This is a genomic window from Arthrobacter sp. 3Tela_A, from assembly GCF_049311025.1.
In the GTDB taxonomy this organism is placed as follows: Bacteria; Actinomycetota; Actinomycetes; order Actinomycetales; family Micrococcaceae; genus Arthrobacter_B.
On sequence record NZ_JAXIOM010000049.1, the window covers coordinates 17,181 to 31,031 of the forward strand.

The window sequence follows — 13,851 nt, forward strand, 5'->3', positions numbered from 1 at the left end:
GCTCAGCCCGCGCTGACCCGGATGGAATGCAGCCCGGTGGCGCCGTCCGGAACCACCGGACGTTCAGCTTCATCCTGGACGGTGCCGTTGGCGTCGACCGCCCGCACCGTCAGGGTATGGTCCCCCGGCGGAAGGTCGACGTCGGCGGAGAACTGCCGCCAGGTGTCCGCCGAGATGCCGGCGGCCAGCCGCGTTTCCTGCCACTCGCCGTCGTCGACCCGCACCTGCACCGCACTGATCCCGGTGTGCTGTGCCCAGGCCACTCCGGCAACCGTGGTTATCCCGGCGCTGAGGTTCGCGCCCCGGGAAGGTGTGTCGATCCGGGAGGACAGCTTCACCGGGCCGCGCTCGGACCATCCCCGGTCCGTCCAGTAGGCAGTTTCGTCGGCGAAGCGGGAAACCTTCAGCTCGGTGACCCACTTGGTGGCCGACACGTAGCCGTAGAGTCCCGGCACCACCAGGCGTACCGGGAAGCCGTGTTCAGGCGGGAGCGGCTCACCGTTCATGGCAACTGCCAGCAGCGAGTCGCGGGCATCCGTCAGGGCTTCCAGAGGGGTGGTGGCCGTCCAGCCGTCCTCGCTGGTGGAGAGCACGGTGTCTGCTCCGGACTGCACGCCCGCTGCTGCCAGCAGGCTTCGGACCGGCCAGCCCAGCCACCTTGCGTTGCCGATGAGGGAGCCACCCACCTCGTTGGAGACGCAGGCCAGCGTCACCCAGCTTTCCTGCAGCGGTTTGGCCAGCAGGTCGGCATAGCTGATTTCAATTTCCCGGTCCACCATGCCGGTGACCCGCAGGCGCCAGGTATCAGGGTTGATGAGGGGGACCCGCAGTGCGGTGTCGATCCGGTAGAAGTCCGGGTTGGGTGTGATCAGCGGTTCGGCGCCGGGAATGCCTAGGTCTGCCCCGGCCGGGATGGCAGCTGCAGGCTGCACGGGTGCGGGAAGCTGCAGGTTGGCGCGCAAGTCGTCAACCGCCACCTGCGAACTGCGCGCTGCGCCGGCCAGCCCGCCTCCCACCGCTGCCACTGCCGCTCCCCCGCCCACGGCACGGAGGACATCCCGTCGGCTGGCTCCGGCTTCGGCTTCCGGTGCCTGGCCGTAGCGCCGGATCCGGGCCGTCAGTCCGCGGAGCACCAGCAGCCCGGCGAGCCCGGCGACAAGCGGCGGGAGCAGAGCCAGCGGGCTGAACTGGGCGCGGGAGAGGACTGCGGCGGCTCCGAGGATCCCGAAACCGGCAAGAACGGCTGATCCCCACGGCGGCCGCCGCGCTTCCAGCAGACCGCAGGCTCCACCCAGGGCCAGAATGAGCAGGAGCATGCCGGCGAGCAGCGCGACTTTGTCCGAGGTGCCGAAGACGGCGATGGCCCAGTCCTTGACCGGTGCCGGAACAGCATCGATGACCACGGATCCCACGGCCGTCACCGGTGATAGGGACGGACTGAGCGCAGCTGCCGCCAGTTCGCCGGCGGCTGCGGCAATCCCGGCAGCAACCACACCTGCGGCAGCGGAGAACCAACGGGTTCCTGGCATAGGTGTCATCTCCTTCGCCGCAGCACGGCTCGGCGCGCCGGCGAACTCCGGGCGTTTCCTCGATTATGGCAGGCCTGGACGGGGTTGCTGCGTCCGCCCGCCCGGCCTTCCTAGAGACCGGGTGTGAAACGGCCTACACTCGGGGGATGGGAACTGAGCTGGGCATGCCCTCCTTCACACGGCCGCAGTCTGCTGTGGAGGAAACCGCTGTCCCGGAGGCCCTCGACGGACTGGTGGACCGCTACGGGCGCCGCGCCACTGACATGCGGCTCTCCCTGACGGACAAATGCAATCTGCGCTGCACCTACTGCATGCCGGCCTCCGGCCTGGACTGGCTCCCCAAGGACAAGGTTCTTACTGCTCCGGAGATCATCCGGCTGGTGGGGATCGGCGTCGATTCCCTGGGGGTCCGGGAGCTGCGGCTGACCGGAGGAGAGCCGCTGGTGAGGGCGGATCTGGTGGACATCATTGCGGGCATCCGCGCCAACCACCCCGAGCTGCCGGTCTCGCTGACCACGAACGGCCTGGGCCTGGACAAGAAAGCCGCGGCGCTCAAGGCTGCCGGGCTCACCCGGATCAACGTCTCCCTGGATTCGCTGCATCCGGGAACCTTCGCGCAGCTGACCCGCCGGCCCTTCCTCGACCGCGTCCTCGCCGGGGTGGAAGAAGCGGCCCGCGTTGGGCTGGGACTGATCAAGATCAACGCGGTGCTGATGCGGGGCATCAACGACGCCGAAGCGCCCCGTCTGCTGGCATGGGCCGTGGAACACGGGTTCGAGCTGCGGTTCATTGAGCAGATGCCGCTGGACGCCGACCACGGCTGGACCCGGGACGGAATGATCACCGCCGCTGAGATTCGTACCCTGCTGGAGGAAGATTTTGTCCTGACCCCGGATCCGCGTAACCGCGACGGCGCGCCCGCCGAGCGCTGGCAGGTGCGCCACCGCGCTTCCCCCCAGGAGGTGGCCGGCGTCGTCGGTATTATTGCCTCGGTGACCGAACCGTTCTGCGCCGACTGCCGGCGCACCCGCATCACGGCCGAGGGCAAGGTGCGCAGCTGCCTGTTCTCACATGAAGAAACTGACCTGCTGGAACTGCTGCGCAGCACCGGGGAGGACGCCGCCGTCGCCCGCCGCTGGCAGGAAGCCATGTGGGGCAAGCCGAAGGCCCACGGCATGGACCATGCCGGGCTGGGCGCACCGGACTATGTGCAGCCCGAAAGAACAATGAGTGCGATAGGTGGCTAAGTGCTGATCCGCTATTTTGGCGCTGCGAAGGCAGCGGCAGGCATTGAAGAAGAAACCCTCACCGCCGGTTCCCTGCAGCTTGGAGAGCTGCTGGAGAAGCTGGCGGCACTGCATCCCGACGCTCCGGAGGGAACGCCCGTCCTGCAGACCGTCATTGGACGGAGCACTTTCCTGGTCAACGAGGTCGCCGCGCGGGACCATTCCCGGCTGCTGGCGCCCGAAGACACGGTGGACATCCTTCCGCCCTTTGCCGGCGGCTAACAGCCCCCCCAAATCACAAACGAGAGGCCAGTTACGGCTTGTTTCAGGGCTGAAACGAGCCGTAACTGGCCTCTCGATGAAAGAAACGCAGGCTAGAAGCCGAGGTCCGCCGGAGAGTTGAAGGGACCCACCACGGTGATGGTCCGCGGTGCTGCAGCCAGTTCGGCCGCGAGCTCCTGGACCTGTTCGGCCGTGACGGCACGGATCCGCGCCAGCGACTCTTCAATGTCCACGTACTCACCGCGGACCAGTTCAGCGCTGCCCAGGCGGGACATCCGCGAACCGGTGTCCTCCATGCCCAGCACCAGTCCCCCGGAAATCTGCCCCAGTGCACGGGCCAGTTCCCCGGGTTCCAGCCCGTCTGATGCCAGCCGCTCCAGCTCGGACTGCAGCAGGTCGATGACCTGCCGGGTCTTGGCCGGAGAGCAGCCCGCGTACATGCCGAAGTATCCGGCGTCGGTGTAGGACGCTGCGAAGGAGTAGGTCGAGTAGACCAGTCCCCGCTTCTCGCGGATCTCCTGGAACAGCCGTGAAGACATGCCGCCGCCCAGGACCGTGTTCAGCACGCTCATGGCGAACCGGCGGCTGTCCGTGGCGGTCAGCGACGGGCAGCCCAGCACAATGTTGGCCTGCTCCACCGGGCGGTTGATGACGTGCACGCCGCCGGTGCCGGTGATCTGCGCCGGGGTGGTGTCCCTGCGCGGCGCAGGTTCGGCTGTTTCATCCAGTTCCCAGCCGGCACGCTTGAGCGCGTCCAGGACCAGGGAGACAACAATCTCGTGTTCGAGCCCGCCGGCCGCGGTGACCACCAGGGTCTCGGGCCGGTAGTGGCGCCGGTAGTGCTCCAGCACGGCTTCGCGCGGAACGGACTTGATCGCTTCCGGAGTGCCGCCGATCGGGCGGCCCAGCGGATGGTCCCCCAGCACGGCTTCAGCGAACTTCTCATGGCACAGGTCTGCGGGGTCGTCGGCATCCATCGCGATTTCCTCGAGGATGACGTCGCGTTCCTGCTCCAGTTCCTCGGCATCGAGCACGGCTGAGGTCACCATGTCCGCAATGACGTCAATGGCCATTGGCAGGTCGGTGTCCAGCACGCGGGCGTAGTAGCAGGTGGTTTCCTTCGCCGTCGCGGCGTTGGATTCTCCGCCTACCTCGTCGAAGGCAGAGGCGATGTCCATGGCGCTGCGCCGGGCAGTGCCCTTGAACAGCAGGTGTTCCAGGAAGTGCGTGGAGCCGTGGCGGCCTTCGGCCTCGTCACGGCTGCCCACGCCAACCCAGAAGCCAATGGTGGCGCTGCGCTGGCCGGGCATGGACTCGGTGAGCACGCGCACGCCGCCGGGAAGGACGGAACGGCGGACGACGGCGCCGGCCGGGTCGCCGATTTCCAGCACCGGTTCGCCCGCACGGGATGTCAGAGGAAAAGGGACAACCGTCCCGGTGCGGGGGAATCCCGCGCCGGAACGGCTGTCTGCAGTGTTTTCAGGCATCTACTCTGCTGTCTCGGCAGCAGCTTCGCCCTCGGCGTCGTCTTCAGCAACAACCGGCGAGAGGGACAGCTTGCCGCGGTCGTCAATCTTGGTGATTTCAACCTGGATCTTCTGGCCGACGGACACAACGTCATCAACGTTGTCCACGCGCTTGCCGCCCGAGAGCTTGCGCAGCTCGGAGATGTGCAGCAGGCCGTCCTTGCCCGGGGTCAGGGAGATGAAGGCACCGAAGGTGGTGGTCTTCACAACAGTGCCCAGGTAACGCTCGCCCAGTTCCGGAACCATCGGGTTGGCAATCGCGTTGATCGCAGCCCGGGCAGCCTCGGCGGACGTGCCGTCCGTGGCGCCGATCAGGACTGTGCCGTCATCTTCGATGGAGATGTCAGCGCCGGTGTCTTCCTGGATCTGGTTGATCATCTTGCCCTTCGGGCCAATGACCTCGCCGATCTTGTCCACGGGGATCTTCACCGAGATGATCCGCGGGGCGAACTCGGAGAGCTCATCCGGGGTATCGATCGCGGCGTCCATGACACCGAGGATGTGCAGGCGTGCTTCGCGGGCCTGCTTCAGGGCTGCAGCCAGGACCGAGGCGGGGATGCCGTCGAGCTTGGTGTCCAGCTGGATTGCGGTGACGAACTCGGACGTACCGGCCACCTTGAAGTCCATGTCGCCGAAGGCATCTTCGGCGCCGAGGATATCGGTCAGGGCTGCGTAGCGGGTCTCGCCGTCAACCTGGTCGGAAACCAGGCCCATGGCGATGCCTGCAACCGGAGCCTTCAGCGGCACACCGGCGTTGAGCATGGACAGCGTCGAGGCGCAGACCGAACCCATGGAGGTGGAGCCGTTGGAGGACAGTGCCTCGGAGACCTGGCGGATGGCGTACGGGAACTCTTCACGCGAGGGCAGCACCGGCATAAGCGCACGCTCTGCCAGGGCGCCGTGGCCGATTTCGCGGCGCTTGGGCGAGCCCACGCGGCCGGTTTCACCGGTGGAGTACGGCGGGAAGTTGTAGTTGTGCATGTAGCGCTTGCGCGTTACCGGCGACAGCGAGTCGATCTGCTGTTCCATCTTGAGCATGTTCAGCGTGGTGACGCCCAGGATCTGGGTTTCGCCGCGCTCGAAGATGGCGGAGCCGTGCACGCGGGGCAGAACCTCAACCTCGGCGGTGAGCTGGCGGATGTCCGTCAGGCCGCGGCCGTCGATGCGGATCTGGTCCTTGAGGATGCGCTGGCGCACTACCTGCTTGGTTACGGAGCGGAAGGCTGCGGAAACTTCGTTCTCGCGGCCTTCGAAGCGCTCGGCCAGTGCCGCCTTGACTTCGTCCTTGAGGGCGTCGGAAGCGGCGTCGCGCTCCTGCTTGTCAGCGATGGTGAACACCTCTGCCAGCTTGGCGGCGGCAGCAGCTTCAACGGCTTCGTAAACGTCGTCTTGGTAATCCAGGAAGATCGGGAACTCAACGGTCGGCTTGGCGGCGCGTGCAGCCAGGTCCGACTGCGCGTCGCAGAGAGCCTTGATGAACGGCTTGGCGGCCTCGAGGCCTTCAGCCACAACCTCTTCGGTCGGGGCGGTGGCGCCCTCTTCCTTGATGAGGTTCCAGGCGTTGTCGGTAGCTTCCGCTTCGACCATCATGATGGCGACGTCGTCACCGGCGATGCGGCCGGCAACCACCATGGAGAACACTGCGCGCTCCAGTTCGGAGTGCTTCGGGAAAGCAACCCACTGGCCTTCGACGAGGGCAACGCGGACGCCGCCGATCGGGCCGGAGAACGGCAGGCCGGAGAGCTGGGTGGACATGGAGGATGCGTTGATCGCAACCACGTCGTAGAGAACGTCCGGGTTGATCGCCATAACGGTGACAACAACCTGGACTTCGTTGCGCAGGCCCTTGACGAATGCCGGGCGCAGCGGACGGTCCATCAGGCGGCAGGCCAGGATGGCTTCGGTGGAGGGACGTCCTTCACGGCGGAAGAACGAGCCCGGGATGCGGCCGGCAGCGTACATACGCTCCTCGACGTCCACGGTCAGCGGGAAGAAGTCGAAGCCTTCACGCGGGGACTTGCCGGCGGACGTGGCCGAGAGCAGTGCGGTGTCTTCGTCGATGTAGACCATCGCGGAGCCTGCGGCCTGGGCGGCCAGACGGCCGGTTTCAAAGCGGATAACGCGCTTGCCGAAGCGGCCGTTGTCAATTACTGCTTCTGAATACTGAATTTCGGGACCCTCCATAGAGAGTCACCTCCGTTTCTGTTAATTCGGAGGCACCCAGCATCGTCCCATGAGTTCCGCCGCCGTCGGCGGGGAAGAACTCAACACCCGGTCTTCGATCGAGGTCCACGGGCTGAAACTCCCGGAGACCACTACCGAGGACCGCGAATGCTGCGATGCTGGCTGACTCCTGTATGTGGTTTTCTTTACTGCTTTTTTGCTGCTGTAGTGCTTGCGGTACCGCTGCGGAGGTGCGCTTCCGGACCTTAGCCGGTGTCCATGTCTGCCGCTTGTGTACCCTGCGCTAAAGGGCGGCCCCGCGCATGCGCACAGGAGCCGCCCTCAAAGCAGAACTATCGGCGCAGGCCGAGACGCTCGATGAGCGCACGGTAACGCGTGATGTCGGTCTCGCGCAGGTAACCCAGCATGCGGCGACGGCGACCAACCAGGGCCATCAGGCCGCGGCGGGTGTGGTGGTCGTGCTTGTGGGTCTTCAGGTGCTCGGTCAGGTCGGAAATGCGACGGGACAGAACAGCAACCTGAACCTCGGGGGATCCGGTGTCACCTTCGGTGAGTGCGAATTCCTTGATGATCGCCTGCTTGACGGCGGGATCGAGTGCCAATGTAACTCCTACAGTTGTGCCGTGAGGCCCGAATCAGCACTTCGCTGCCGGGAACCCTGTGCCCACCCCGCGTAAACGCGGCAGACACAAAGAAATTCAGCCGCCACGGACCGCAGCCGAATTTTGATCCAGTTTACCTGTCCGCAGTGCCTTCTGTCGAAAGGACTTCCCGGGTCCTCGCGACATCCAGGCGCATCTGCTCAATCAGCGCGTCAGGACCGGTGTAGGCGACCATCCCCCGAAGCCGGTCCACGAATTCGACGCCGACGCACTGTCCGTACAGGTCGAAATCCTCCACGGCTTCCTGCGGGCGGTCGATTACATGTGCTTCCACCTGCCGGCTGACACCGTCGAAGGTCGGGTTGGAGCCAACCGAAATGGCAGCGGGCCACCGGGTTCCGGCGGAGTCGACCAGCCAGCCGGCATAGATGCCGTCGGCGGGGATGAGTCCGGTGGATTCAGGGGCAAGGTTCGCCGTCGGAAAGCCCAGTTCCCGTCCGCGTGCCGCGCCGTGCACTACGGTGCCGCGCATGCGGTGCGTGCGGCCCAGCAGGCGTGCCGCGGTTCGGACGTCCCCTGCAGCCAGGGCTTCGCGGATCCAGGTGGAGGAGCAGCGGCGGCCGCTCGTGTCTCCGGGCCCTTCGGGAAGGGCATCGAGGTCCTCAACGGCGACGACCTCGAATCCCATCTCGGCGCCAAGCTCCCGCATGGTGTCCAGGTCGCCGGTGTTTCCGCGTCCGAACCGGGCATCGTGGCCCAGGACCACAGCCACTGCCTGCAGGCCGTCGGCAAGGAACCTGCGCACGAACTCTTCGGCCGTCAGGGAGGCGAGGTCCAAGTCATAGTGGAGCATCAGAAGCCCGTCGAGGCCGGTTTCCGCCAGCGCCTCCCTGCGGTCCGCCGGACCCATGATGAGCACGGGCGCGCTTTCCGGACGGTGCACTGCTGCCGGGTGCGGGTCGAAGGAAAGCGCGACGGCGGCGGCGCCCCGGTCCCGCGCGGTCTTCACCAGACGGGACAGCACGTGCTGATGTCCCAGGTGGACGCCGTCGAAGTTGCCGATCGTTACTACTGTCGGACCTAGGTCGGACGGCACCTCCGCAAGGTCATTCCAGTAATACACCCGAGCTCCTTACCAGCGGACAGTCATCCATGAATTCTTCCGGGCGTCAGCACCTGCTGCACGCGGAAGGCTTCATCCATTATGGCGGAAAAGGCGGCGCAGGTTACGCAGCCGTTCCGGACGGGGCGCTGCCGCCTTCTGAACCGTGGTGGATTTCCCGCCGCAGTTCGCTGGTCTTGGCGATAAACCGGTGCCAGACCAGCAGGGCCGGCGGGAAGGCCAGCTCCACGATCATCAGGATGATCAAGGTAAAGTGCGGGGTGCCGGAGAATGCCCAGGACAGCACCCGGCCTATACCACCCAGGAAGACCATCAGGCAGACCAGCCACAGCATGTTTGCCCACTGGAACTTGACCGCGATCGCTATGAACGCGGCGCCAACGCCCACCATCATCGCGGAGAAGAAACGGAACTGGCTCTCCAGGGACGCGTTGACCGCTCCCCCGCTGGTTTCGGCCACGCCGGCGGTGCCGGTTATGAGGTAATAAGCGCCGATCGCGGCGATCACGACGCCGACGCCCACTACGACGGCCCGGAAAACACCCCAGTCGTCGCTGCTCTTCCAGGTCCGGGATCCGGCATTCTGCGGCGCGGCTTTGCGGTCGCGTCCGCGGAGTTTGCCCCCCTTGCGTTCAGCCTGCTTCCCGCTCGCCGCGCCGGTGTCTGTGCCGGTGCCAGTACCGGTGCCGCGCCCGGCAGGCTCACGGTCAGCTGCCGGCCGGACGGGCGGCCGGGGCGTGCCGGCGGCTGTCCGGGAGTTTTCTTCCGGCCCCGGTGTTGGGATTGTCATGGTCCTGCCCCTCAGTGGGTTTAGCGGCGCACCTGTCACGGCGCAGTTTTCCACATCGTCTCACGCCCGGGAGCGGACAAGAACCCCGCCGCGGCTAGGCGTGTTGGCTGCCCCGGTGCCTGTAGAGCCACCAGAGGCCGATGATCGGCAGGATTAGCGGCACAAACCCGTATCCCATTCCGAAGCCGGACCACACGGTGTCATCCGGCAGTGCAGCCGGGTCCAGGATGCCGAAGAGTCCCACGAACAGCACGCCGAACATTTCGATGCTCACGGCGGCCACGGACACCTTGTAGGACGTTGCCCCCGCCCGGGCAAGGGACACGGTTGCCACGATATAGACGACGGCGGCGAAGGCGGAAAGCAGGTAGGCGACCGGTGCCTCGTCAAACTTCGTGGCGATCTGGAAGGCGGCACGAGCCGTGGCTGCCAGGGCGAAGACGCCGTAGACGGCCACGATGAGACGCCCCGGGCCGGCGTTGCGTGCTGTTGAGGCGGCGGCATCGGCCTCGGGGCGGGGCTTGATCAGTTTCTTCATCCCAGCTGCACTCCATCCCAAATCTGTTCCATCCGGAACAACATAACGAACACGGTGATTCCGACTGCGCCCAGCACCAGGTTGCTCCATCTGGACCTGTCCATCAGCGACCACCAGACGGCGCCGATCGGTATCACCGCTGCGGTAAAGAGGTAGCCCCAGAACTCCCAGGCGGGCCCGTTGAGGGTCTCCCCTCCGGTCTGGCGGATGACTGCCGCCACGGCGTAGACAATGAGGAAGAGTTCGACGGCGGCGGCGGAGAGGATCGTGAGGTCATTCGGCCCGTGGCGCAGTACGGCGGCGCTGACGCACAGCACGGTGGAGACGAGGCAGACGATCGTCCCGACGATGAACAGAGGGTCGATGACCACTTAGGACCTTTCGTTTCCGGGTGCAAAGACGAGCAGCGCTTTGGCCGTATCTGCCTTGTCCGCCAGCAGGCCGATCAGCTCGCCGTCCGGGGCGAACGCCGCGACGGGTACGGGTTCTCCGTCCTGGGCGGGCAGTCCGGTGGCGGCGATGCGGCGGCCGTGGGACAGGTCCGCAGCTTCCTCTTCGCTCAGTTCGCGCACCGGGAACAGTGCCCGTGCGGCGTCGTTCAGGTCCAGCAGCCGCAGGTCTTCGGCGAGCTGCTCCAGTGTGGAGGCCTGGTCTTCGCTGTATGGGCCCACCGAGGTGCGGCGCAGTGCGGTGAGGTGGCCTCCGACGCCGAGCGCGGCACCGAGGTCCCGTGCCAAAGCGCGGATGTAGGTTCCGGAGGAGCACTGCACGGTCACGTCGACGTCGCGCAGCTTGCCGCCGTGCTCGCGGCGGATGTCGTGGATCTCGAACCGGGACACGGTTACCGGGCGGGATGGAAGGTTCACCTCGCCGCCGGCGCGGACGCGGGCATAGGAGCGCTCACCGCCTACCTTGATGGCGCTGACGCTGCTGGGAACCTGCTGAATGTCCCCAGTGAGGGCCGCGACGGCGCTGCGGATCTCTTCGTCCGTCACCGCAGCGGCGATGGTCTCGGCGGTAATCTCGCCCTCGGCGTCGTCGGTGACCGTGGACTGGCCCAGCCGGATGGTGGCGTCGTATGTCTTGGACGTACCCACGATGTAGGTCAGCAGCCGGGTGGCCTTGTTAATGCCGACCACCAGCACACCTGTTGCCATGGGATCAAGGGTTCCGGCATGGCCGACTTTCCTGGTCCCGGCGAGCCTGCGCAGGCGGCCCACCACATCGTGGCTGGTCCATCCCTGCGGTTTGTCCACAATAATCAGTCCTGAACGGACCTGCCCGGAATTCACGCCTTTCAGTATATGCGCGGCGCGGGTCCCCGTTCTCCGGCACCCTGCCCTGCGTTACGGCTGCGGCCCGGCCTCCAAGGCTGCCGAACGCACCGGCTGTAGCATGCGGGTATGTCTCAGCTCGCTGCCCACGTGCGTTCCGTTGACCCGAACCAGATCCGCGAAATCACGCAGGCAGCGTGGGCTGTCCCCAACGCCATTGTGCTCAGCATTGGTGAGCCCGGGTTCCCTACCCCGGTGCACGTGCTGCAGGCCGCGCAGGAAACCCTCGCCCGGGACGAGACCGGCTACACGCCGAATGCGGGCATTGCACCGCTGCGGACGGCGTTCGCGGAGCGGGTGTCGGAACAGACCGGGCAGGAAACCGACCCGGGCAGGGTCTTCGTCACCTCGGGGGCCCAGCAGGGGCTGCACCTGGCCATGAGCATGCTCCTGGACGCAGGGGATGAAATCCTGATCCCCAATCCGGGGTATCCGACGTTTGCCATGACGGCCAGGCTGCTGCACGCAGTTCCCGTGGAGTACCCGCTGCATCCTGCCAACGGATTCCAGCCGCGGATCGAAGACATTGAGTCGAGGATCACGCCGCAGACCCGGGTACTGCTGCTGAATTCGCCGTCGAATCCGCTGGGTGCTGTCTTCAGCCCGGAGCTGACCCGGGAGCTGGTTGCCCTGGCCCGCCGGCGGGGGCTCTGGATCCTCTCCGATGAATGCTACGAGGCGTTCACCTATGACGTTCCGCATGTTTCCCCGCTGGCTTACGACGGCGGCAGCGGGGAACGTGTGATCGCGTCGTACACGCTTTCGAAGACCTACGGGCTGACCGGTCTGCGTGTCGGCGCGCTTGTGACGCCTGCAGGCCTGGAACCGCAGCTGAGCACGGTCATGGAATCGATCGTCTCCTGTGTAGCTTCCCCGTCCCAGTACGCTGCGCTGGCAGCCCTGACCGGTCCGCAGGACTACGTGCGGGAAGCTGCCGCACACTACCGCGGAAACCGCGATGCGGCGTCGGCGGTCCTGGACGCCAAGGGCATCCCCTACCTTGCTGCCCAGGGTGCCTTTTACCTGTGGGCGGACCTCTCGCACGTCTCCGGCGGCAACATCCGTGCCTGGACCAGGCAGTTCCTGGCAGACGACGGCGTGGCCGTGGCCCCCGGAACGGCGTTCGGGTCCATTGGCGAGGGGTGGGTCAGGATCGCCCTGTGCGGCGGGCGGGATGAACTGGTTGCCGGTGTCTCCCGGCTCCCGGGCGTCAGCTAGCTTCCAGCATCGGGGAGCCGCGCATCGGGGCCCAGGTATCTTCAGCGTTCAGTTCGGCTTATTCCCAGTTTCGCGTTTACAGCCGCTTCCTCCGCTCCTACTCTTTGGACTGCCTTCGGCATTGGGGGAACGGGTTAGGGGTTCCGCGCCGGCGAGTCTCGCATTCGGTCTGAAGCACCGTCTACACCATTCGCACACCGGAGGAGCACAGAATGAACAGAGCATGCTCACGGCTGGTTTCACTGACAGCCGCGTCCGTACTGCTGGCCGGCCTGGGTACAGCCGCCCCCGCTGCAGCCGGCGGAGACCGGCACCACCCGTGGCGGCCTGGCCCGCCGTCTGCAGGAGAGGTCACCACATTGGCGACCGGACTCGACAGTCCCCTGCGCATCGCCCTTGGGAGCCACCGGACGTTCGACGTCGTACAGAGCTTCGCGGGCAGCGTTGACCGCGTTGGCCGCGACGGATCCCTGACCACACTCGATCCGGGAATCGAGGGCTACATCTCCGACGCCGTGTCCCGCACTCCGGACAGAACGTACTATTCCCTCACCTTCGGTGAGGGCCTCGGGATGCCGGAGAACAACGTGGCTCTCCTGAGGTCGGTTGACCGCCGCGGCTACATCCGTACCATCACCGACCTCGCTGAATACGAGCGGCGGGCCAACCCTGACCAGGTCAACACCTACGGTTTCCGGGATCTGGACCCCGAATGCCTGGCGCAGGTTCCTGCGGCCGTACCGGCCCTCTACACCGGAGTGCAGGATTCCCACCCCTACGCCACGATGAAGGCCCGGGAGGGAATCCTGGTTGCGGACGCGGGGGCCAACGCCATTCTCCGGGTCTCTGAGCGCAGCGGCCGGACGTCAACCGTGGCAGTCCTGCCGCCTATTCCGGCAACTGTGACTGAGGAGCTGGCTGGCCAGCTGCAACTGCCGGCGTGCACTCTCGGAGAAACCTACTGGGTGGAACCCGTGCCCACTGCCATGGCGATGGGCAAACGCGGGGAACTCTACGTCACCACCCTGCCAGGCGGTGGAGGAGCTGCGGGATCAGTTTTTCGGGTTAATCCCTGGAACGGTTCCGTTCAGCTGATGGCCACCGGGCTCATCTCACCGACGGGCATCGCGGTCAGCCAGCGCGGAGACATTTTTGTGGCCGAGCTGTTCGCCAACCGCATCTCGGTAATCCCGCGCGGCAGCAGCACTGCGCAGCCGTTCTATGAGGTCAACTCCCCGGCGGATGTCCAGCTCCGCGGCTCGGCTCTCTACGCCACCATCGATGCGCTTCCCCCAGGAGGTCCTGTGGAGCCGGGCATGCCGGCTGATCCAGACGCACCGCCGCCGGACGGCAAAGTCATCCGCATTCAGCTCACCAGCGGCGGTGATCCGAAGGGACTGTCCCTGCCGGACGGAACGCCTGCCGAACCCAACGACGACTAATCCCGGACAGAAAAAGGAGCGGGGCCCCGCTGTTGGGGGGGGGCGGCGGGTTTGGGG

The 13,851-nt window shown here is 66.2% G+C and carries 13 protein-coding genes; 4 read left to right on the forward strand and 9 right to left on the reverse strand.

Annotated elements, in window-relative coordinates:
- Positions 1-2 precede the first annotated feature (2 nt).
- Positions 3-1,529 carry a molybdopterin-dependent oxidoreductase gene (locus TVC13_RS13725; RefSeq protein ID WP_422401746.1) on the reverse strand — a complete coding sequence of 509 codons (1,527 nt, stop codon included), beginning with the start codon at positions 1,527-1,529 and terminating at the stop codon, positions 3-5.
- A gap of 146 nt (positions 1,530-1,675) precedes the next feature.
- On the opposite strand from TVC13_RS13725, the gene moaA reads away from it, so the two are divergent.
- On the forward strand, positions 1,676-2,776 hold the full coding sequence (moaA, locus tag TVC13_RS13730) for a GTP 3',8-cyclase MoaA (protein WP_422401747.1): 1,101 nt from the start codon (positions 1,676-1,678) through the stop codon (positions 2,774-2,776).
- On the forward strand, positions 2,777-3,037 hold the full coding sequence (locus TVC13_RS13735; protein ID WP_422401748.1) for a MoaD/ThiS family protein: 261 nt from the start codon (positions 2,777-2,779) through the stop codon (positions 3,035-3,037).
- Positions 3,038-3,129: 92 nt separating this feature from the next.
- Here TVC13_RS13735 and TVC13_RS13740 read toward each other — a convergent pair whose 3' ends face one another.
- From TVC13_RS13740 to truB, 8 genes are all read right to left on the reverse strand, one after another.
- Positions 3,130-4,524 (reverse strand): M16 family metallopeptidase, encoded by a 1,395-nt coding sequence (locus TVC13_RS13740; protein WP_422401749.1) that lies wholly within the window; start codon positions 4,522-4,524, stop codon positions 3,130-3,132.
- On the reverse strand, positions 4,525-6,747 hold the full coding sequence (locus tag TVC13_RS13745; protein WP_422401750.1) for a polyribonucleotide nucleotidyltransferase: 2,223 nt from the start codon (positions 6,745-6,747) through the stop codon (positions 4,525-4,527).
- Positions 6,748-7,079: 332 nt separating this feature from the next.
- Complete coding sequence (gene rpsO, locus TVC13_RS13750; protein WP_055240444.1) at positions 7,080-7,349, reverse strand: 30S ribosomal protein S15; 270 nt, start codon at positions 7,347-7,349, stop codon at positions 7,080-7,082.
- A gap of 133 nt (positions 7,350-7,482) precedes the next feature.
- Positions 7,483-8,472, reverse strand: coding sequence for a bifunctional riboflavin kinase/FAD synthetase (locus TVC13_RS13755; RefSeq protein ID WP_422401751.1), 990 nt, complete (start codon positions 8,470-8,472; stop codon positions 7,483-7,485).
- Positions 8,473-8,575: 103 nt separating this feature from the next.
- Positions 8,576-9,262, reverse strand: coding sequence for a DUF4345 domain-containing protein (locus TVC13_RS13760; protein WP_422401752.1), 687 nt, complete (start codon positions 9,260-9,262; stop codon positions 8,576-8,578).
- Between the two features lie 94 nt (positions 9,263-9,356).
- Entirely contained in the window at positions 9,357-9,800 is a 444-nt protein-coding gene (locus TVC13_RS13765) for a hypothetical protein (protein WP_422401753.1), read from the reverse strand.
- Positions 9,797-10,171: a hypothetical protein gene (locus tag TVC13_RS13770; protein ID WP_325791044.1), complete on the reverse strand. Its 375-nt coding sequence runs from the start codon at positions 10,169-10,171 to the stop codon at positions 9,797-9,799. The genes TVC13_RS13765 and TVC13_RS13770 overlap by 4 nt, the downstream gene beginning before the upstream one ends.
- Positions 10,172-11,092, reverse strand: coding sequence for a tRNA pseudouridine(55) synthase TruB (truB, locus tag TVC13_RS13775; RefSeq protein ID WP_422401754.1), 921 nt, complete (start codon positions 11,090-11,092; stop codon positions 10,172-10,174).
- Between the two features lie 111 nt (positions 11,093-11,203).
- Between truB and TVC13_RS13780 the strand changes: the two genes are divergently transcribed.
- Complete coding sequence (locus TVC13_RS13780; RefSeq protein ID WP_422401755.1) at positions 11,204-12,352, forward strand: pyridoxal phosphate-dependent aminotransferase; 1,149 nt, start codon at positions 11,204-11,206, stop codon at positions 12,350-12,352.
- A gap of 212 nt (positions 12,353-12,564) precedes the next feature.
- Positions 12,565-13,794 (forward strand): ScyD/ScyE family protein, encoded by a 1,230-nt coding sequence (locus TVC13_RS13785; RefSeq protein ID WP_422401756.1) that lies wholly within the window; start codon positions 12,565-12,567, stop codon positions 13,792-13,794.
- The last annotated feature ends 57 nt before the right edge of the window (positions 13,795-13,851 follow it).